Source organism: Gilliamella sp. B3367, from assembly GCF_026536825.1.
GTDB classification, from domain to species: Bacteria; Pseudomonadota; Gammaproteobacteria; order Enterobacterales; family Orbaceae; genus Gilliamella; species Gilliamella apicola_E.
In genome coordinates, this window is sequence record NZ_JAFNNJ010000001.1 from 121,541 (window position 1) to 142,690 (window position 21,150).

Genomic DNA, 21,150 nt, shown 5'->3' on the forward strand with positions numbered 1-21,150 from the left:
GATTATTTTAATTGAAACATTATAGCGGTTATTTATAAAAGTGCGAATGAAAATTAACGTTTAGTCCGTCGTTTATTCGTTTTACCAAGTTGTCTTACCATGGCTATTTTCTTTTCAGTCGATACTTGTTGAAATTCATCCCACCACTTAGCTAAATCTAAAAGCTCACCTTTTTCGATTGAAGCTCGCATTTCTAATAAATCATAAGCTGCTCGGAACTTTTGATGCTCTAAAATGACAAATGCACGTTTTCCTTCTCGTTTTTTCATTCTTAATTGTAATCGCCACATATCACCCATAACCGCTGTAAAACGTCTTGGTATAGCGATAATACGGCATTGCTCATTTAGTACATCATTAATTGCCATAGAAAAAGAATCGTAATATTGCAAACCGCTCTCAATGCAGTTTAATTGAGTTTGTTCTATAATTGGATACCAAAAAAATGCTGCATATAAAAAAGCAGGGTTTATGCGTTGCTCATTTGCTATACGGTAATCAGTATTTTTTAACACTTGAGCAATCATTTTTTCCATATTTCCTTCATGGTCATGTGTAAATAAACGTTCAACCACTGGAAACAATTGTTTAAATAAATGATACTGCTTTAATAATATATAAGTATCGTAACCATATCCTGATTGTAGTAATTTCAATGATTCATCAAAAAGACGGGCTGAAGGAATATTATTTAATAATGGAGCCAGTTTTTTTATTGGCTCAGCAGTAGCTGGGTCAATTTTCATGTTAAGTTTTGCTGCAAAACGGATTGTCCTTAACATTCTGACTGGATCTTCACGATATCTTGTTTGTGGATCACCAATTAATCGAATAATGCCATTTTGTAAATCTTTTAGTCCACCACAATAATCACGAATTGTATAATCTTTGACGCTATAATAAAGTGCATTCATTGTGAAATCACGACGAACGGCATCTTGCTCTATCGTTCCATAGACATTATCTCGTAATAACATACCTGCTTGTGATCGTTTTGATATGTTCTTTTGTTCACTCTGATCATCATGATCACCTCGGAACGTTGCAACCTCAATTATCTCTTTTCCAAACATAATATGAGCTAAACGAAAGCGTTTACCTATCAAGCGGCAATTTCGAAAAATCTTTTGAATTTGTTCTGGTGTAGCATTTGTCGCAATATCGAAATCTTTTGGTTTTTTACCTAATAGAAGGTCGCGAATACAACCACCTACGAGATAGGCTTCATATCCTTGTTTATTCAATCGATAAAGTACTTTCAACGCATTTTCGCTTATATTCTTACGAGAAATATTATGCTCATTACGTGAGATGGAAATATAATGCGACTCTTGTCGCTCTTTGTGATGGAACATTTTACGATAAAAGCGAGAAACTTGTTTAAAAATAGCGCACCTCGAATTAATAATGGTCTATACTGAAATATAGCGCGCGATTATATCGCAATTAAATCTAACTTTCCATTTTTCTTGAAATAGTTATACCAAGTAAAATAAAGGAAATTTCTTCATATTAATTAAATATTTTATTTGATTTTTTGAACATAATTATCAACAATAGTAATTTATATAGTACAATTAGTTAGATTATTTTTTAACTTTATAAAAATTAATTCAAAATAGATTATCTTATTTATTTTATTAATGACTAATTGATTTAATTAAACTTATACTCTTTTAAAAAAAGATTTTTGATAAAAATATTTATTAATTTGGTTTACAATTAAGAGTATAAAAATATTAACTGATAACTTATTGGGGACTCTATGAATATTCGAGATTTGGAATATTTTGTATCATTAGCTGAATTCCGGCATTTTCGTAAAGCAGCTGATGCTTGTAATGTTAGTCAACCAACACTAAGTGGTCAAATCAGAAAACTTGAAGACGAATTAGGCGTAATGTTACTTGAACGTACTAGTCGTAAAGTATTATTTACTCAAACTGGCATGATGCTTGTTGAGCAAGCTAAAGAAATTTTACGTAATATACAGATTTTAAAAGAGATGGCTAGTCGTCAAGGGGAAGAGATGGCGGGTCCTATGCATATTGGATTAATTCCGACTATCGCTCCATATTTATTACCACATGTGATTACCGTATTACATGAATCCTTTCCTCAACTAGAACTTTATTTACATGAAGCGCAAACTGCCAATATTGTTGCTCAACTTGAAAGTGGAAAATTGGATTGTGCTATTATCGCTCAAGTAAAAGAAACCGCACAATTTATTGAACTACCTTTATTCAATGAACCTATGTTTTTAGCCGTTCCTGCAAATGATGAATTAGCTAGTAAACAGACAGTTAAGCTTTCTAGTCTGAAAGGGAAGAAATTTTTAATGTTGGAGGATGGTCATTGTCTACGCGAACATGCTATGGGGTATTGTTTTCAGGTAGGAATTGATGAAGATAAACAATTTAAAGCGACGAGTTTAGAAACATTGCGTAGTATGATATCAGCAGGACGTGGAATTACTTTATTTCCAGAGTTAGCTGCTCCAAATGAACGTACTCGTGATAATATTTGCTATATTCCATGTACTGATCCTGTCCCAACACGAAGCATCGCTTTAATTTATCGACCTGGTTCTCCATTACGTTCTCGTTATGAAACTATCGCTAAAACTATTCGTGACCATATGCCAAAAGTCTTTGCTGAAAAAGAACGACTGTTAGGCCAGAAATAATTTATATTTCTTATAGCGCAGAATTTAAAAAATGAAAAATGTTAAAACCTGTGGAGTTAGAGCGCAGCAAAAGGAGAGAACTCGTCGAAGTTTAATTGATGCTGCGTTTCATCAACTCAACGCGGAACAAGGTTTTGCAAGTTTAAGTCTGCGCGAAGTTTCCCGTGAGGCAGGTATAGCTGCTACATCATTTTATCGCCATTTTCGTGATATGGATGAGTTAGGTTTAGCGATGGTTGATGAGAGCGGTTTAACTCTTCGTCAATTATTGCGCCAAGCTCGAAAACGTATTGAAAAAGGGGGGAGTGTTCTTCGAACTTCGGTAACCACCTTTATTGAATTTATTGATAAAAACCCTAAAGTATTTTTATTGTTGCTCAGAGAAAAAGCCGGGACTTCTTCAGCATTCAGATCGGCAATTGCACGCGAAATTCAGCACTTTATTGTGGAGCTTGTTGATTATTTAGACAATGCCAACCAAATGCCACATCATTATAATGAAGCTCAAGCCGAAGCAATGGTGACTATCGCATTTAATGCTGGCGCGGAAGCAATTGATTTCGACATAGTACAACGCCAAGAACTAATTGAAGATCTTATATTTCAACTTCGTATGGTTTCTCGTGGCGCTTATTACCTTTATCATAAAGAAAAAATCAAAAATAATAATGAATAATTATTATAAGTTGAAATCGTTATTTTAACTCACTATTATCAAAACCTATCTTATTGATTAATATTATTTATATGATGCAGTTATATAGGGAATAAGTTAATGGCTAAAGTGTACTATCTGTTTTTTTTCATATATTCAATTTCATTTTTTGGTTATGCAGATTCAAATGTTGGATTTAGGGAAATCCATTATGGAGAAGAAGATGGTAGACCTCTTAACATTGCAATATGGTATCCAACTACTAATCAACAGAAAACAGTATTTATAGGCGATAATGTAGTTTTTTATGGTTCTGAAGTTGTGCCTAACGCAATACCTATCAATGATTCAAGGAAACTTCCGTTAATCGTTGTTTCTCATGGTTACGGTGGTAGCTGGCAAAATTTAAGTTGGCTTGCCTATGAACTTGCAGGTAAGGGATATATTATTGCTGCGCCAAATCATCCAGGAACAACTTTTTTTAATAAAGATATTAATCAATCAAGAAAATTATGGCTACGTCCTGAAGACCTAAGTAAAACTATTGATATTTTAAAAGAAGATAAGCTATTAGCTAACCATATTGATATGAATAAAATATCAGCCATTGGGCATTCTCTTGGCGGTTGGACCGTAATAGCGCTTGCTGGTGCAAGATTTGATATTGATCTATTTAAAGAAGATTGTACTGAAAATTCACAATTGAAAGCTTGCCAATTAGTAAATGAACTAGGTCTTGATAACCCAAAATTAACTCAAAGTATGTTAGATTCAAGAATAAAATCATTTATCTCTTTAGATGCAGGGTTAGTCAGAGGTTTTACTCCCGAAAGTCTGAAAAATATTAATATTCCCTCTTTGATTATTGGAGCTGGTGTTGATGTTGGTGATATGAATGTAGAACTTGAATCAGGCTATTTAAGACGGTTTCTTTTAAAATCATTATCTACTTATACTGTTATACCAGATGCGATGCATTTTAGTTTTATACAAGTTTGTAAACCACAGGCGATAGAAATATTAGAGCAAGAAGCTAAAGGCGAAAGTATCATTTGTAAAGATGGCGGGGAACGAACCAGAACCGAAATTCATGATGAAATAATTAATCAAATTACTTCTTTTTTAGATCAAAAAAATTTAAACCCTTAACATCTTATAAAAATACTGCGGCTAAAGCCGCAGTAATATTTTGTATCTACTAAAGACTAATCGTCATTAAAGATTTTGTAAAACTTTTTCAACACTATCTTTGGCATCACCAAATAGCATATAACTATTTTCTTTAAAGAATAGTGGATTTTGAACGCCTGCATATCCGGTATTCATTGAGCGTTTGGATATAATAACCGTTTTTGCTTTCCAAACTTCAAGAACAGGCATACCTGCGATAGGGCTGTTTGGATCTTCTTCCGCTGCCGGGTTAACTGTATCATTTGCACCAATTACCCAAACAACATCTGTATCAGGGAAGTCATCATTGATTTCATCCATTTCTAATACAATATCGTAAGGTACTTTTGCTTCGGCTAATAATACATTCATATGACCAGGTAAACGCCCTGCAACTGGGTGAATACCAAAACGGACTTCTATACCCATACCACGAAGCTTTTCAGTAATATTGCTTACAGCACCTTGTGCTTGAGCAACAGCCATACCATAACCTGGTACGATAATAACTGAACGTGCTTCTTTTAATGTTTGAGCAACTTCTGCTGGCTGCATTTCACGGTATTCACCTTGTTCTTCTTCTGAAGAGCTTGATGCGCTACCATCGCTACCAAAACCACCGGCAATGACGCTGATGAATGAGCGATTCATTGCTTTACACATGATGTAAGAAAGAATTGCCCCTGAAGAACCAACTAAAGCACCGGTTACAATAAGTAAATCATTACCTAACATAAATCCTGCTGCAGCTGCTGCCCATCCAGAATATGAGTTAAGCATTGAAATAACTACTGGCATGTCTGCGCCACCAATTGATGCCACAAGATGGAAGCCAAATACTAATGCGATGATCGTCATAACAAGTAGACTAACAAGTGCGCCTGCGCCACTTTTCACACCAATAAAAGTAAACATCAAAATTACTGAAACAACGATTGCCGCTAAGTTCCAGTAGTGTTTATAAGGAATAGAAAGTGGTTTAGAGCTAATGCGGCCATTTAGTTTTCCAAATGCAACGACTGAGCCAGAAAAAGTAACTGCACCAATAAAGATACCAATAAAAATTTCTACTAAATGTACAGTAAGTTCACTGCCAGTGAAAACCATAATATTAGAATCTAAGAAGCTATTGAAACCAACGAGAACTGCGGCCATACCAACGAAACTGTGGAGTAGTGCAACAAGCTCTGGCATTTGTGTCATTTCTACTTTTTTAGCAAGATAAAGACCAATAGCTGCACCAATGACCATAGCAATAATGATCCAGTGTAGTCCGCCTTTAATACTTGCAATAGCAGCAATAAGTGCAATTACCATACCAACCATGCCATAAATGTTTCCAGATTTGGCTGATTCTTGATTTGATAGTCCTCGTAAACTAAATATAAAAAGTAATGCAGCAAGAACATAGGCTGCTTGAATTATTCCATGACTAAACATTATCAATAATCTCCTTTACTTGCCACGTTGAAACATTTTTAGCATTCTTTGTGTAACAAAAAATCCACCAAAAATATTGATACTAGCAATTAAAATAGCAACAAAGGCAATTGCCGTAGTTAAGCCATTATCATCACCGACTTGCAGTATTGCACCTACTAATATGATACCAGAGATAGCATTAGTAACTGACATTAATGGTGTATGTAATGAATGAGTTACATTCCATACTACGTAATACCCTACTACACAAGACAAAGCAAATACAGTGAAGTGTCCTAAAAAGGTTTCAGGAACCACATTAGCTAACCAGAAATAAGCAATAATCAATAAAGCTAAAATGCCAAATTTTTTTGCAGGTTGCATTGGTGTTGGTTCTGGTTTGGCGATAGGTTCAACCGCTTTTTTCTGTGGTTGTGCAGAAACTTGAATTGGTGGAGCTGGCCATGTTATTTCTTTATCTTTAACGACAGTTACGCCACGAATCACAACATCGTCAAAATTAATGTCGATGTTACCATCTTTTTCTTTGGCGAGTAATTTTAATAAGTTAACAATGTTAGTTCCATATAGTTGTGATGCTTGTGCCGGCATTCGGTTAGCTAAATCTGTGTAACCAACTATTTTAACATTATTATCTGTTTCGAATACTTCACCCGGTTTGGTTAATTCGCAGTTGCCACCAGTTAAGGCTGCTAAATCAACAATAACACTACCTGGTTTCATTGACTCAACCATCTCTTTAGAGATAAGTTTTGGCGCAGGTTTACCTGGAATTAATGCTGTAGTGATAATAATATCAACATCTTTTGCTTGTTCAGCAAATAAAGCCATTTCAGCTTCAATAAAGGCTGCAGACATTTGTTTTGCGTAGCCATCTCCAGAACCAGCTTCCTCTTCGAAATCTAATTCTAAAAAGTCAGCACCCATACTATTGATTTGTTCAGCAACTTCTGGACGTGTATCAAATGCACGAACAATAGCACCTAAACTAACTGCTGCACCAATTGCTGCAAGACCAGCAACACCAGCACCGATTACCAATACTTTTGCTGGTGGTACTTTACCTGCAGCAGTAACTTGACCGGTAAAAAATCGACCAAATTGGTTCGCAGCTTCAATAACAGAGCGATAACCTGCAATGTTAGACATAGAACTTAATGCATCTAGTGATTGAGCTCGTGAAATACGAGGCACACAATCCATTGCCATTACAGTAATATTTTTAGTGGCAAGTTTTTCTAAAAGCTCTTTATGTTGAGCTGGATAAATATAACTAATGAGTGTTAATCCCTCTTTCATCAGAGCAATTTCATCATCAGTTGGCGCGTGAAATTTTAAAATAAGATCATTTTGCCAAATATCCTTTGTGTTTTGAATAGTGGCCCCAGCATCAATAAAAGCTTGGTCTTCAAAATGAGCAGCGTGTCCAGCACCTTGTTCTACTGAAACTGTAAATCCAAGTTTTAATAGTTGTCCAACAGTTTGAGGTGTTGCTGCAACCCTAGCTTCATTGGCTAACCGTTCTTTTGGTATACCGATATGCATTACGTTACATCCTTATGTTAAAAAAGATTATTCATGTCTCCCGATTTTAGCACAAATTAGCGACAGTGCGAGTAGGTAATTTATTTTTTATTATCGAAATCTTAATATTAAATTTAATAATAAGTGGATTTTAAATCTGAGAATTGAAATTAGAATATTTCTCTTGTAATCAGTGTGAATAGTTTGTTTTAAAAGTGAACTATCTTAATCGCCATTAAGAACACCTCTGTTTGCCAAAAATTGTTTTTTCTACCTATGGTTAAATATTAATTAGATATTTCAATTGGTGAGTGAGTTATCAGACTAAGTTTTGCAATTATCTGATAATTCAACAAGGTTAATTTGAACTTTAATTAATATTTCATAGTCAGCTGAAAACATCAACGACAGCACGATCTCTGATAATAACCTTTTATTGGTTTTATACGTGAGAAAATAAAATTATTGATATTTAATTATATATCAAATAGATACAAATAAAGAATCATCTCATTTGAGTATAGTTACTAATGATATTCAAATGCCGATCAATTAAAACATTTAATGAGGTAAATATATGGCAGATCTAAGCCAGAAAAAAAATAATATCTTGGCTTTAATGGTTGCTTTGCTTGCTGCATGTGTTGCTTTTCAACTTAATGCAAGTATGTTAAGCCCAGTGTTAGTTACTATAGCGAAAGAATTAGGAACTAATGATGCAGCTGTCGGACTATCTCAAACTTCTTTTTTTACAGCAGCTGCACTATTTTCACTATTCTTGCCCCGATTAAGTGATATAAAAGGGCGAAAAAAAGTATTAACAGCCATGTTGATTATAATGACTTTAGGTACAGTCATTGCTGTTATTGCGCCGAATATTGAAGTTTTGTATGTTGCTCGCATTATTCAAGGTGTATCAGGGCCAGTGGTTCCATTATGTTTGTTAATGTTAAGTTTTGAAGTAAAAGACGTTAAGCAATATGGTATGTTAATGGGTATCATAACAGCAGTAAATGGTGGTATTGCTGGTGTTGATGCTATTGCGGGAGGTTTACTTGCTACGCATTTTGGCTTCCGGTCTGTATTTTGGATTATAGCTATTGTTGCAGCAATTTCGACTTTTTTTGTTCATCGTTTTGCGTCAGAATCTCAGCCCTCTAAAGGTACCAAGATGGATTGGTTAGGCGTTTTGTTAATTGTTTTAACAATAGCTGCGTTATTACTTGCACTTAATGAAGCCGGTAAACTTGACAATGCTAATTGGCTGATTGTTAGTGGTTTAAGTTTATTGGCTTTTTTATGTTTTATTTTATTTTGGAATGTAGAAAAAAGAAGTAAGCAACCTTTAGTCACAATCAATCATTTGAAGAAACGTGCCACCTGGGCGTTGTTATTAACAACCACATTAACCATGACGGGGATTTTTGCCATCGTTAATGGTTTAGTGATGTCAATTGCCCAAAATCATGAAATAGGTTTTGGGTTAGACGCAGATTGGACATCATTAATTTTTCTCACGCCTTATGCTTTAATTGGTTGGTTTGTTGGGCCATTTTCAGGAAGATTGGCACCAATAATGGGCTATAATAAAGTGCTCAAATTAGGTTTAGTGGGTTGTATTATTGGTATTTTGGTTATTATGTTTTATGGCATTCATTCTTTACCTATTTTATCGGTTGGCGTGATTGTTTTAGGTATTTTTTATGCTGGAATGGCTAATATCATTTTAAATGGATTAGGTATCGTCTTATCTCCTACTGATAATCCAGGATTTTTACCTGGTATGAATGCAGGGGCATTTAATTTAGGTGCTGGTTTGAGTTTTGCTTTATTGCCAGCAATTCAGATGATAAATGGAAACACAATTGATGGTTACTTTAATGGTATGTTGTTAGGTTTAATCATTACGGTGTTAGCTCTATTTTGTAGTTTTCTTATACCTCGTCCGATTAGTGCTGAAGTTTAAAAAGATAATTATAAAAAACGGGATAATGATCCCGTTTTTTATATATAAATTAATCTTCTTCAGGAATTAATGTAAAAACTAATGTAGTAAAAAATTTGTCTTGGGTAGCTAATTGATTATCTTTAAGCGGGAAACCAATTTCAACACCTATAACGTTTAATCCTTGATTTGGCACAATAATAGTAGCCTGGCCTTTATCATCAGTTTTCATTGTTTTGTCTAAATTATTTACAACATCGATAATGACAGGTGTATTGGTTAGTGGTTTACCATCTTTGAAAACGGTTATAGGTAAATTGTCGCCTCGTTTTAATTTTGTTGGGTCAATAGAAGGAACAATTTGTAGTGGAATATCTTCTATTATTTTGGGTTTGTTAACGGATGATAAATAGTTGACACTATATTTTATGGCATGAGTGCCCTTATCTGCACCTTTAACTTGATTCATCGGCAAATTAACGTATTTACCATCCGAATTTTTGGTCCAATAACCATAATCAAAATCAACTGTTACTACAGCTGTATCTTTTGCAGGTTCGATGGTCACAAAGTTATTATGTGCTGTTTTTGAAACGGATAGTACCGACCAATCACTATTATAAGCTTTAACTTTTTTCACCATTTCAGGTTGATAGCCATTATCTAAAGGTCCTTCACCTAAAATAATCTGCTTTTGATCGACTCGATCAGTAATCCATATACCATGAGCTGTCACGGATTGTGAAATTAAACCCATTAAAGTCCCCAATAAAACTGATAATACTTTACGCATAGATACCTCAATATTTTAAATGAAAACGATAATTATTATCATTTTTATATTTATATAAGTCAATTTAAATATAAAGTTAATTGGCTAATAAATTGGTCTTTTTTGTCTTGGTAACAAGTTTATTTAAGAAAATTAAATATTGGTTATCACATCTAATAATAAATCCTAAACTTAGCTATTTTTAACTACTACAATTTGTTATATAATCGATAAAATTTTGTCCATAACACAATATATTGTGTTTCTCATATTATTTTAAGATGTCGTGTGCATCTTTAATTAAGGAATCACTATGATGGATTTTTCCCAATCAGTGCCAGAACTGGTCTCTTGGGCAAAAAAGAATGATTTTTCGATTGCTCTACCTGTTGAGCGATTAGCCTTTTTATTAGCAATTGCTGTATTAAACAGTGAGCGCTTTGATGGCGAAATGACTGAATCTGAATTAATTGACGGATTCAGACATGTCTCTCAGATCTTTGAGCAAAGTGAAGATACTATTACTGTTCGAGCTAACAATGCCATTAATGATCTAGTGCGCCAACGTTTAATTACTCGCTTTGCTAGCGAAATGACCGATGGTTATTCTATTTATCGTTTGACTCCACTAGGAATCGGTATTTCTGATTACTATATACGCCAACGAGAATTCTCGACATTACGCTTATCTATTCAGCTTTCTATTGTTGCACAAGAATTAAAGCGAGCAGCAGATGCGGCCCTTGAAGGTGGCGATGATTTACATTGGCATCGAAATGTTTTTGCTCCATTAAAATATTCTGTTGCAGAAATTTTTGACAGTATTGATATCACTCAGAGAGTAATGGATGAACAACAAGCTGAAGTTAAACAAAATATTTCAGCATTGTTAAGTCAAGATTGGCAAGCAGCCATCAGTAGTTGTGAAGGTTTACTTACCGAAACATCACAAACATTGCGTGAGCTGCAAGATACGTTGGCAGCAGCAGGTGATAAGCTACAAGCCAGTTTGCTTCTGATACAAGATGCCACATTAGATAATCCAGATCTTGATAAAATTAACAATGTTGTTATGGATCTGCAAGGAAAACTAGACCGAATTATTGGCTGGGGACAAAAAGCAATAGACCTATGGATTGGTTATGATAGACACGTTCATAAATTTATTCGTACAGCAATCGATTTAGATAAGAATCGAGTTTTTTCTCAGCGATTACGTAAATCGATTCAAAGCTATTTTGATTTACCATGGTCACTCACTTTTGCTAATGCTGAGCGTTTACTTGATATGCGTGATGAAGAGTTAGCACTGCATGAAGCAGAAGTGACGGGTGAATTACCATCCGAGCTTGAGTTTGAAATGATTGAAGAAATTCAAGAACATATTATTTCGCATATAGAACAAAATTTATTGATCTTTAAACAAGAAAATAAACCACTTGATATGAGTAATGCAATTCATAGCTATTTAGCACAGTTCCCACGTGAACAACATTTTGATATTGCAAGACTGTTTATTGATCAGGCTATTCGATTAGGTGTTGCCGAAGGCGATTTACTCGGTATCCCAGCCGAATGGAAACCTATTAACGATTATGGAGCTAAGGTACAAGCACATGTCATCAACAGATATTAATGATTTAGAAATAGAACAAACTTCCCATCATCTTGATGAGGTTATGGGGCGTATTGCAGCAAGCTCTCAAGCGTCGATAGATAAGTTTATGCCGGTAAAATTAGCTCAAGCTATTGCCAATCCAATATTTCCGGAACTTGACAGTCTATTAAGGTCAGGTCGTCATATTGGTATCGATGAGCTTGATAATCATGCTTTTTTAATGGATTTCCAACTTGAGCTTGAACAGTTTTATCAGCGTTATAATGTTGAGCTTATTCGCGCACCGGAAGGATTTTTCTATCTTCGTCCTCGTTCAACTACTCTGATTCCACGTTCAGTATTATCTGAACTTGATATGTTAGTCGGTAAAGTGCTTTGTTATCTCTATTTAAGTCCAGAGCGATTAGCACATGAAGGCATTTTTACCTTACAAGAACTTTTTGATGAGCTTGTTTCATTAGCGGATGAAAGTAAATTATTGAAACTAGTCAATCAGCGTTCTACAGGCTCGGATTTAGATCGCCAAAAATTATTTGATAAAGTAAAAACTGCATTAAATCGATTACGTCGACTTGGTATGATCTTCTTTATTGTAGGTAATGATAGTAGCCGTTTTCGTATTAATGAATCTATATTCCGATTCGGAGCTGATGTGCGTAGCAGTGATGATGCTCAAGAAGCACAATTACGCCTGATTCGCGATGGTGAAGCGATTAAAATTGAATCATCACTTATATTAGATGATGATAATAGTGATGATGAAGATGTTAATGAGGAGATTGAATAATGATAATGGGACACGGTAAATTTCACTCATTAACCTTAATTAATTGGAACGGTTTTTTTGCTCGAACGTTTGAGCTTGATCAGCTTGTCACCACACTTTCTGGTGGTAATGGTGCTGGTAAATCAACCACTATGGCAGCATTTGTCACTGCATTAATCCCAGATTTAACCTTATTACATTTTAGAAATACAACTGAAGCTGGAGCAACTTCGGGTTCTAGAGATAAAGGTTTACATGGTAAATTAAAGCCAGGCGTGTGTTACTCGATGCTGGATGTAATTAATTCTCGTAATCAACGGATTATCTGTGGTGTGCGTTTGCAGCAGGTTGCTGGTCGTGATAAAAAAGTTGATATTAAACCTTTTTTAATACAAGGTTTGCCTGTCAATATTACTCCAACAGAATTAGTAACAGAGCGCTTAAATGAAAAACAGGCTAGAATTTTATCTTTACCAGAATTAAAAGATAAGATTGAATCAATGGAAGGGGTTATCTTTAAGCAATTTAATTCCATTACTGATTATCATTCAGTCATGTTTGATTTTGGTATTTTACCTAAAAGGTTACGTTCTTCATCTGATCGAAGTAAATATTATCGTTTAATTGAAGCTTCTCTTTATGGTGGGATTTCTAGTGCTATAACCCGATCATTACGTGATTATTTATTACCAGAAAATAGTGGTGTTAGAAAAGCATTCCAAGATATGGAAGCAGCACTTCGTGAAAATCGGATGACACTTGAAGCTATTCGAGTTACACAATCAGATCGTGATTTATTCAAACATCTCATTACTGAATCTACAAATTATGTGGCTGCTGATTATATGCGTCATGCTAATGAGCGTAGAGTTCATATCGAGTCCGTTTTAGGACTACGTCGAGATATGTTCAAAACGCAAGATCTGCTTATCAGTAATCAGTATCGACAAGTTGAGATGGCAAAAGAGCTTAAAGAATATCAAGATGCTCAAGGCGATTTAGAGACCGACCTTCAGGCAGCAAATGATCATCTTAATCTTGCACAAACTGCTTTGCGTCAACAAGAAAAAATTGACCGCTATCAAGCAGATTTAGATGATCTTAATATAAAACTTGAAGAGCAAAATGAAGTTGTATTTGAAGCAAATGAACAGTATCAAACTTACCGAGATCAAGTTGAACAGACAGAACAAGAAGTTGATGAGATTAAAACTCAATTGGCAGATTATCAACAAGCTTTGGATGTACAACAAACTCGAGCTATTCAATATCAGCAAGCAATTCAAGCACTGAAAAATGCCCAACAACTATGCCAATTGCCTAAATTAGGTATAAGCAATGTTGAAAATCACTATGAAGTTTTTCAAGAAAAACAAAAAGAAGTTACTGAAAAATTATTAGAATTGGAACAGAGAGTTAGTGTTTCTGATGCTGCAATAAGTCAATTTGATAGAGCGTATCAACTAGTTGTTAAATTGGTTGGCGATGTAGTACGAAGTGAAGCATGGAGTGCTGCTAGAGAAGCATTAAAACAATGGCCTTCACAATGTTATCAAGCTGAGCAAGCAGAACATTTACAGCTACAATTAGATGAATTAGAACAACGCTTTTTTGAACAAAAAGAAGCTGAATCATTACTAACTCAATTCTGTAAGCGTTTTGGTCGTCAAATCAATTATGATGAACTTGATGAATTTAAACAAGAACTTGAAGTTCAATTGGATCAAAATGCCGAGCTTGCTAACGAATCAAGTGAAAAACGAATTGAATTTAGGCAAGAATTTGAGCAAATACAAACAAAAATAAGTGACTATCGTCAAAAAGCCCCATTATGGTTAAAAGCTCAAGATGCACTTATTGCATTGCAAGAACAAACACAACAAACTTTTACTAATAGTCAATCAGTTACTCAGCATATGCAACAACTGCTTGAACAGGAACGAGCTTTAGTTACTCAGCGTGATCAAATAAACTTCAAACGAAATCAACTTGATACGCAAATAGAACAACTTAATCAACCAAGTGGTGTTGATGACGGACGTTTATCTGTTTTAGCTGAACGATTCAATGGTGTTTTACTTTCTGAAATTTATGAAGATGTAACAATTGATGATGCACCTTATTTTTCAGCATTGTATGGTCCGTCAAGGCAAGCCATTGTGGTACCGGATTTATCATTAGTCAAAGCACAACTCGAAAGCCTTACTAGCAGTGAAGAAGATTATCCTGAAGATATCTATTTTATCGAAGGTGATCCATCATCATTTGATGATAGCGTATTTGATTGTGAAGAGATGAATAAATCGGTTCTTGTTAAAACAGGTGATCGTCAATGGCGTTTCTCAAGTTTTCCTAAAGTTCCTTTGTTTGGTCGAGCTGCACGTGAAATACATCTTGAGAAATTATCAGCTGAACGTGATGAGCTACATGAACTTTATGCAACAATTTCGTTTGACCTTCAAAAATTGCAACGTATTGAGCAAAATGTTGGGCAGTTTATTGGTGAATATTTATCTGTAGCTTTTGATATCGATCCAGAAGCCGAAGTACAAAAACTAACAACACGACGCAATGAAATTGAACGCCAATTATTAGCACAAGAAAGCATTGATAAACAAAACCAACAGCAAGTGGCAATTTGTAAAGAGCAGCTAGCTACAGTTAATCGATTAGTTGCTCAGATGCATTTATTGGCTGATGATGATTTAGCCGATCGAGTTGATGATTTACGAGAACAAGTGGCTGAAGCGCAAGAAGCTGCGCAATATGTGAGTCGTCATCGTCATACTGTTTCGGAATTAGAACCAATTATTGCTGTGTTACAAAGTGATCCTGAACAGAATGAATCACTACGTGAGCAATATAATACTATCAAAGCTCAGCAACAAACTATTCGTCAACAAGTTTTTGCCTTAACCGAAGTCATGCAACGCCGTGCGCATTTTAGCTATGAAGATTCGGCTGGAATGCTAAATGAAAATAGTGATTTGAATGAAAAACTACGTTCTCGACTTGAGGTGGTTGAAGCACAGCGTACTGAAGCACGTAGCCAGATGCAACAGTATCAAGATAAATACAATCAATATAATCAAACTCTTGCTTCTTTGAAAAGTGCATTTGAAACTAAACGTGACATGCTCAATGAGTTGCATAAAGAGGTTGAACAAATAGGTGTTAAAGCAGATACAGCAACCGAAGAACGAGCACGTATTCGTCGTGATGAAATTCATCAAAAACTTAACAGTAATCGCCAACAATGCTCATCGCTTGAAAAACAACTTATTATGTGCGAAAGCGAAATGACACAAATGCAAAAACGTTTAGCACAAACACTACGTGATTATAAACAATTACGTGAACAAGTTGTGGAAGCGAAAGCAGGGTGGTGTTTAGTTTTACGATTAGTTAAAGAAAATAGCGTTGAACGAAGGTTACATCGTCGAGAATTAGCTTATCTAAGTGCTGATGAATTGCGCTCTATGTCAGATAAGGCACTCGGTTCATTGCGTCTAGCAGTAAATGATAATGAACATTTACGTGATGTATTAAGATTATCCGAAGATCCAAAACGACCAGAGCGTAAAATACAATTTTATATTGCGGTTTATAAACATCTTCGTGAACGAATTCGTCAAGATATTGTTAAAACGGATGACCCAATTGAAGCTATTGAGCAAATGGAAATTGAGTTATCACGATTAACTGAAGAACTTACCTCACGTGAACAGCAATTGGCAATTAGCTCAAAAAGTGTGGCTAATATTATTCGTAAAACTATTCAACGAGAGCAAAACCGTATTCGTATGCTTAATCAAGGTCTGCAAGCGGTGGCATTTGGTCAGGTAAATGGTGTACGTCTTAATGTTAGTATCCGGGAAGCGCACTCTTCGTTATTAGCAGCATTAGCTGATGATCAAAACGAGCATCAAGATCTGTTTAGTAATAATCGTATTACTTTCTCAGAAGCATTAGCTAAACTTTATCAACGCTTGAATCCTCATATTGATATGGGGCAGCGAACTGCGCAAAATATAGGTGAAGAATTGCTTGATTATCGAAACTATCTGGAAATGGATGTTGAAGTTAATCGTGGCGCTGATGGCTGGTTACGTGCTGAAAGTGGTGCATTATCAACAGGTGAAGCAATCGGTACAGGTATGTCGATCCTATTGATGGTGATTCAAAGTTGGGAAGAAGAATCTAAACGCTTGCGTAATAAAGACATATCACCTTGTCGTTTATTATTCCTAGATGAAGCAGCCCGACTTGATGCTAAATCAATTGCAACGCTCTTTGAACTTTGCGAAAGATTGGAAATGCAACTTATTATTGCAGCGCCAGAAAATATCAGTCCGGAAAAAGGCACAACGTATAAATTAGTACGTAAAGTCATTAATAACCAAGAACATGTTCATGTGGTTGGTTTAAAAGGCTTTGCATAATTTAATTTAACAAACTAATTCGCCGACTTTATGTCGGCGATATATGGTAGCGTTCAATCTAATCAAAAAGTATGATTGGTATTTGCCTCGTTTAAAATAACAAAATAGGCTACAAACTATTTATACTCTTTTTGATGTGCTTTACAGGATTTTAAAGAATCCTGCTGAATATTGAATTGGTGAATGGGTGGCGGCTCTTTTAAACCTCATGAATACTTCAGAACAATAACATATGCAGCATAATTAGCCAATGGTCAAATTTTTCACTAATGTATGTATCCTATCTATTAATAATAGTTGCTCAAAATTTGTTACTAATAAATATTAAAATATCTATAAGCAAATTAAAGTGTTATTCCTGATACTTATTTTATTCTATTACAAACTGATTCGATTTTAGATCTAAAATCAATAGTATCTGTGTGATTATTGAGTTTTTTTATGCGTTTCGTTATTATGATGTTAAATGAGTCGTTATCCTTGATTTCTAAAGATTGTTTCAGAGTGCAATTTGATTCATAACATATTTCATTTACTGTACTGTTAAAGCCGTTGACATCGATAGTTTGTTTTGTTCCATCATTTTTAATTTCGTAAAACTTATCATCTAATATTCTATATTTCATTGTAAAATCTTCAGGCTCAGTGGTATGTTTAAGCTCTTCTTCTGGGGATACATTTAGCCCTATACCATATATCGCAGTGCATTGCCAATCGCCCACAAGATATTCTTTGAGAACTTTATTATCACTCTCACCACAACCGAATAGAATTAGACTAACCATGCTTATAAGAATAAAATTTTTCATAACATTCCTTTGTTTTTGAATAATAATATGAGAATTATTCTTCAATATCAACTAGATGTTAAACTTTGCATTAATGAAATTTTCATTTTCTATCAAACCTTATCAATATGTAGACTTTCAATTTCAGTCAAAGGGTATTTCTAATTATTTTATTTATTACTATTTTTTTGACGGTTTTTCTGTCGTTATAAAATTTTTAGTTATACAAGATTTACATAAATAAACATATAATTAAAAAGTGGTTATAAATGTAACTTACTGATACTTGCAGAATAGTAAAACAGGCTTTGAGCCTTGTTTATTCAGGTTTTGATGTGGTTTAAAGAATTTTAAAGAATGTTACTGATTATTGAATTGGTGCCGTGGGCGGGACTTGAACCCGCATGCCCTTAGAGCACTACCCCCTCAAGATAGCGTGTCTACCAATTTCACCACCACGGCGCCGTTTTTATTCTGGAATATCTGAAGTCGGATTAATACTCTGTGGCTGTATAACTGGATCAGTAGTTGGAATTACTTGCCTATTACTGTTCGAGTCTTCTGTACTTTGCTGTGTAGTTGTATTATCGCCAACATTTTTGAAATCATCGCTGATATTAGTTGTTTTTGAGCTACCAATATTAGACAAAATAATACTTAATGCAAAAAATAATACACCTAATATTGTCGTTGTACGTGTAAGGAAGTTTCCACTACCTGATGAGCCAAATAGAGTCGCAGATGCACCCGCACCAAAAGATGAGCCCATGTCAGCACCTTTTCCGCGCTGTATTAACACTAAAACGATTATCGCAAGTGCGATAATTAAATAACCTATAATTAATAGTTCGTACATTTCAACCTGTCAATTTTATGTTATAGAACAGAATTTATTGATGCGAAATATTAGCGAAAGAGTGAGCAACAAGCAAGTATATTTTGTTATTTTCTGTATTTATCATAATCAATTGTACGTTTTTAGGGAAAAATAAGTATAATGTCGCCATTTTTAGTCTCGCAAATTCTGTTGTATGAAATTTATAGTTAAACTTTTTCCTGAAATCACGATCAAAAGTGAATCTGTTCGTTTACGTTTTATTAAAATATTAACGAGCAACATCCGTAATATTTTAAAACATTCAATTGATGATGTTGCAGTTATTCGTCATTGGGATTTTATTGAAGTTCGCCCTAAAGTTGTAAATAGTGAAAGTCAAATCTTAGAACTATTAACTCGAATTCCTGGTATTCACCATATATTAGTAGTTGAGGAGCTTAGTTTTGTCGATCTGCATGATATATATGAAAAAGCGTTTAATCATTTTGCCCCTTTAATTGAGAATAAAACATTTTGTGTCAGAGTAAAACGTCGTGGTAAGCATGAGTTTACTTCAATTGATGTAGAGCGTTATGTTGGTGGTGGGCTAAATCAACATGTTTCGACAGCTAAAGTAAAATTAACCCGTCCGGATGTAACAGTTAATCTTGAGATAGATAAAGATAAGCTATTATTAGTTAAAGAGCGCCATGCAGGAATTGGTGGTTTTCCTACAGGAACTCAAGAAGATGTTATTTCTCTTATTTCTGGCGGATTTGATTCTGGTGTGTCGAGCTATATGTTTATTAGACGAGGTTGCCGAGTCCACTATTGCTTCTTTAATTTAGGTGGAAAAACTCATGAAATTGGCGTTAAACAAATGGCTCATTATTTGTGGAAGAGATTTGGTTCTTCTCATAAAGTTCGTTTTATCGCCATTGATTTTTCGAATGTAGTAGGTGAGATTCTTGAGAAAATTGACGATGGGCAAATGGGCGTTATTTTAAAACGGATGATGATTCGTGCTGCTTCAATGGTTGCTCGACGTTATAATGTTGAAGCGTTGATTACTGGCGAGGCATTGGGGCAAGTATCAAGCCAAACTTTAACTAATTTACGTTTGATCGATAATGTGAGTGATACTTTAGTTTTACGTCCACTAATAACGTATGATAAAGAAACTATAATTAACCTTGCTCGTCAAATCGGTACTGAAGATATCGCTAAGACAATGCCAGAATTTTGTGGTGTGATATCAAAAAATCCTACTGTAAAAGCGGTTAAAGAGAAAATAGAAGAGGAAGAACAACATTTTGATTTCTCTATATTAGATAAAGCAGTTGAAGAAGCCGAAAATATTGATATTCGTGAAATTGCTAAACAGACTGACAACACAATTACACAAGTCGATATGGTTTCAACATTAGAAGAGAATCAAATTATAATTGATATTCGTTCACCTGAGGAACAAGAGGATAACCCATTAGAAATTGAAAATGTCGATATTAAGCTCATCCCTTTTTATAAATTGGCGACGCAATTTGGCGATCTAGATCAATCAAAACAATATTTATTGTATTGTGCTAAAGGTATTATGAGTAAATTACAAGCACTTTATCTTATTGAACAAGGATTTAGTAATATAAAAGTGTTTAAACTATAAATCTTAACAATTATTTACGACATTCTTTCATTTTATCTATATAATATTTTTAAAAATATAAAATAAATTTACAATAATCAAAAACCAATATAAAAGTTATAAATTTCTTAATTAATGAGGGTAGTAATGAACAAATTGCTCGTAGTTGATGATGATCCAGAAATTGCCTCAATGTTATGTGAATTATTAGAATTAGAAGGATTTGAAGTCGTAATAGCTAATAATGGTGTTCAGGCTTTAGATAAATTTGATAGTAGCATTGACCTAATATTACTTGATATTATGATGCCAGAAATGAATGGGCTAAGTGTATTATCTCAACTGAGAAATAAATATACCGTTCCAGTAATTTTCTTAACAGCTAAAGATAACGAATTTGATAAAATTATTGGGCTTGAGCTTGGTGCTGATGATTATATCTTAAAGCCATTTAATGATCGGGAGCTTATTGCTCGTATCAACGCATTATTACGTAGGAAACGTTGGGATAATATGGCTGTGACTTCTGGTGAGAAGTCAGTTCAATATACCATTGATAAACTTACCGTTAATCGAAAACAGCAATCTGTTTCATTTGATGATAAATATATTGAATTAACGGGTACTGAATTCCAAATATTATTGCAACTTCTTGAAAATGCTGGAAAAATCATTTCAAGGGATGATTTAAGCGAAAACGTATTAGGTAAAGAATTTTTACCTTTAGCTCGTTCAATTGATGTTCATGTTTCTAATTTGCGTAAAAAACTTCCTCCTCGTAGCGATGGTTTACCATGGATTAAAACATTACGTTCAAAAGGATATCTGTTTGTTGTAGATCAAAATGATGATGTATTACAAAACTAGCTATTTCTTCAT

15 protein-coding genes and 1 tRNA gene are annotated in these 21,150 nt (G+C 34.5%); 9 read left to right on the forward strand and 7 right to left on the reverse strand.

Annotated elements, in window-relative coordinates; all coding sequences use genetic code 11:
- Positions 1-53: 53 nt before the first annotated feature.
- Entirely contained in the window at positions 54-1,355 is a 1,302-nt protein-coding gene (pcnB, locus tag J3U23_RS00540; RefSeq protein ID WP_065734779.1) for a polynucleotide adenylyltransferase PcnB, read from the reverse strand.
- A 410-nt stretch (positions 1,356-1,765) separates the two neighbouring features.
- On the opposite strand from pcnB, the gene oxyR reads away from it, so the two are divergent.
- The 3 genes from oxyR to J3U23_RS00555 all read left to right on the forward strand — a co-directional run bounded on the left by oxyR (position 1,766) and on the right by J3U23_RS00555 (position 4,493).
- Complete coding sequence (oxyR, locus tag J3U23_RS00545; protein ID WP_065562368.1) at positions 1,766-2,689, forward strand: DNA-binding transcriptional regulator OxyR; 924 nt, start codon at positions 1,766-1,768, stop codon at positions 2,687-2,689.
- A gap of 31 nt (positions 2,690-2,720) precedes the next feature.
- Entirely contained in the window at positions 2,721-3,365 is a 645-nt protein-coding gene (fabR, locus tag J3U23_RS00550) for an HTH-type transcriptional repressor FabR (protein ID WP_065562367.1), read from the forward strand.
- Between the two features lie 99 nt (positions 3,366-3,464).
- Entirely contained in the window at positions 3,465-4,493 is a 1,029-nt protein-coding gene (locus J3U23_RS00555) for an alpha/beta hydrolase family protein (protein WP_267338191.1), read from the forward strand.
- A 66-nt stretch (positions 4,494-4,559) separates the two neighbouring features.
- On the opposite strand, the gene pntB is transcribed toward J3U23_RS00555, so the two are convergent.
- Together pntB and pntA are read right to left on the reverse strand one after the other, a co-directional pair.
- The gene (gene pntB, locus J3U23_RS00560; protein ID WP_065562366.1) at positions 4,560-5,954 is read right to left on the reverse strand and encodes a Re/Si-specific NAD(P)(+) transhydrogenase subunit beta; all 1,395 of its coding nucleotides are present in this window, start codon (positions 5,952-5,954) and stop codon (positions 4,560-4,562) included.
- A gap of 15 nt (positions 5,955-5,969) precedes the next feature.
- Positions 5,970-7,502 (reverse strand): Re/Si-specific NAD(P)(+) transhydrogenase subunit alpha, encoded by a 1,533-nt coding sequence (gene pntA / locus J3U23_RS00565; RefSeq protein WP_065734782.1) that lies wholly within the window; start codon positions 7,500-7,502, stop codon positions 5,970-5,972.
- Positions 7,503-8,058: 556 nt separating this feature from the next.
- Between pntA and J3U23_RS00570 the strand changes: the two genes are divergently transcribed.
- Positions 8,059-9,447, forward strand: a complete 1,389-nt coding sequence (locus tag J3U23_RS00570; protein ID WP_267338192.1) for an MFS transporter — start codon at positions 8,059-8,061, stop codon at positions 9,445-9,447.
- 49 nt (positions 9,448-9,496) lie between these two features.
- Here the strand turns inward: J3U23_RS00570 and J3U23_RS00575 are convergent, their stop codons facing one another.
- Positions 9,497-10,219 carry a DUF4198 domain-containing protein gene (locus J3U23_RS00575; protein WP_267338193.1) on the reverse strand — a complete coding sequence of 241 codons (723 nt, stop codon included), beginning with the start codon at positions 10,217-10,219 and terminating at the stop codon, positions 9,497-9,499.
- Positions 10,220-10,511: 292 nt separating this feature from the next.
- On the opposite strand from J3U23_RS00575, the gene mukF reads away from it, so the two are divergent.
- From mukF to mukB, 3 genes are read left to right on the forward strand one after another with little or no spacing between them, the layout of a single operon-like run.
- Positions 10,512-11,834, forward strand: coding sequence for a chromosome partition protein MukF (gene mukF, locus J3U23_RS00580; RefSeq protein WP_065562362.1), 1,323 nt, complete (start codon positions 10,512-10,514; stop codon positions 11,832-11,834).
- A 43-nt stretch (positions 11,835-11,877) separates the two neighbouring features.
- Positions 11,878-12,603, forward strand: coding sequence for a chromosome partition protein MukE (gene mukE / locus J3U23_RS00585; protein WP_065562474.1), 726 nt, complete (start codon positions 11,878-11,880; stop codon positions 12,601-12,603).
- Positions 12,604-12,605: 2 nt separating this feature from the next.
- Positions 12,606-17,024, forward strand: coding sequence for a chromosome partition protein MukB (mukB, locus tag J3U23_RS00590; protein WP_416380085.1), 4,419 nt, complete (start codon positions 12,606-12,608; stop codon positions 17,022-17,024).
- A 365-nt stretch (positions 17,025-17,389) separates the two neighbouring features.
- Here the strand turns inward: mukB and J3U23_RS00595 are convergent, their stop codons facing one another.
- From J3U23_RS00595 to secG, 3 genes are all read right to left on the reverse strand, one after another.
- Positions 17,390-17,833 carry a hypothetical protein gene (locus J3U23_RS00595; protein WP_267330036.1) on the reverse strand — a complete coding sequence of 148 codons (444 nt, stop codon included), beginning with the start codon at positions 17,831-17,833 and terminating at the stop codon, positions 17,390-17,392.
- Positions 17,834-18,188: 355 nt separating this feature from the next.
- Positions 18,189-18,274 (reverse strand) — tRNA-Leu (locus J3U23_RS00600).
- A 7-nt stretch (positions 18,275-18,281) separates the two neighbouring features.
- On the reverse strand, positions 18,282-18,668 hold the full coding sequence (secG, locus tag J3U23_RS12060; RefSeq protein ID WP_065734794.1) for a preprotein translocase subunit SecG: 387 nt from the start codon (positions 18,666-18,668) through the stop codon (positions 18,282-18,284).
- Between the two features lie 175 nt (positions 18,669-18,843).
- On the opposite strand from secG, the gene thiI reads away from it, so the two are divergent.
- Both thiI and J3U23_RS00615 read left to right on the forward strand, forming a co-directional pair.
- Positions 18,844-20,292 carry a tRNA uracil 4-sulfurtransferase ThiI gene (thiI, locus tag J3U23_RS00610; protein WP_267338195.1) on the forward strand — a complete coding sequence of 483 codons (1,449 nt, stop codon included), beginning with the start codon at positions 18,844-18,846 and terminating at the stop codon, positions 20,290-20,292.
- A 126-nt stretch (positions 20,293-20,418) separates the two neighbouring features.
- Positions 20,419-21,138, forward strand: coding sequence for a response regulator (locus J3U23_RS00615; RefSeq protein WP_065734796.1), 720 nt, complete (start codon positions 20,419-20,421; stop codon positions 21,136-21,138).
- Positions 21,139-21,150: the final 12 nt, after the last annotated feature.

Excerpts from the sequence above, each read along its gene's own strand:
- J3U23_RS00570 (WP_267338192.1), top strand. The coding sequence starts at position 8,059 with ATGGCAGATCTAAGCCAGAAAAAAAATAATATCTTGGCTTTAATGGTT.
- pntA (WP_065734782.1), bottom strand. The coding sequence starts at position 7,502 with ATGCATATCGGTATACCAAAAGAACGGTTAGCCAATGAAGCTAGGGTT.
- secG (WP_065734794.1), bottom strand. The coding sequence starts at position 18,668 with ATGTACGAACTATTAATTATAGGTTATTTAATTATCGCACTTGCGATA.
- J3U23_RS00575 (WP_267338193.1), bottom strand. The coding sequence starts at position 10,219 with ATGCGTAAAGTATTATCAGTTTTATTGGGGACTTTAATGGGTTTAATT.
- thiI (WP_267338195.1), top strand. The coding sequence starts at position 18,844 with ATGAAATTTATAGTTAAACTTTTTCCTGAAATCACGATCAAAAGTGAA.
- fabR (WP_065562367.1), top strand. The coding sequence starts at position 2,721 with ATGAAAAATGTTAAAACCTGTGGAGTTAGAGCGCAGCAAAAGGAGAGA.
- oxyR (WP_065562368.1), top strand. The coding sequence starts at position 1,766 with ATGAATATTCGAGATTTGGAATATTTTGTATCATTAGCTGAATTCCGG.
- J3U23_RS00595 (WP_267330036.1), bottom strand. The coding sequence starts at position 17,833 with ATGAAAAATTTTATTCTTATAAGCATGGTTAGTCTAATTCTATTCGGT.
- mukE (WP_065562474.1), top strand. The coding sequence starts at position 11,878 with ATGGGGCGTATTGCAGCAAGCTCTCAAGCGTCGATAGATAAGTTTATG.
- pntB (WP_065562366.1), bottom strand. The coding sequence starts at position 5,954 with ATGTTTAGTCATGGAATAATTCAAGCAGCCTATGTTCTTGCTGCATTA.
- mukF (WP_065562362.1), top strand. The coding sequence starts at position 10,512 with ATGATGGATTTTTCCCAATCAGTGCCAGAACTGGTCTCTTGGGCAAAA.
- pcnB (WP_065734779.1), bottom strand. The coding sequence starts at position 1,355 with ATGTTCCATCACAAAGAGCGACAAGAGTCGCATTATATTTCCATCTCA.
- J3U23_RS00615 (WP_065734796.1), top strand. The coding sequence starts at position 20,419 with ATGAACAAATTGCTCGTAGTTGATGATGATCCAGAAATTGCCTCAATG.
- J3U23_RS00555 (WP_267338191.1), top strand. The coding sequence starts at position 3,465 with ATGGCTAAAGTGTACTATCTGTTTTTTTTCATATATTCAATTTCATTT.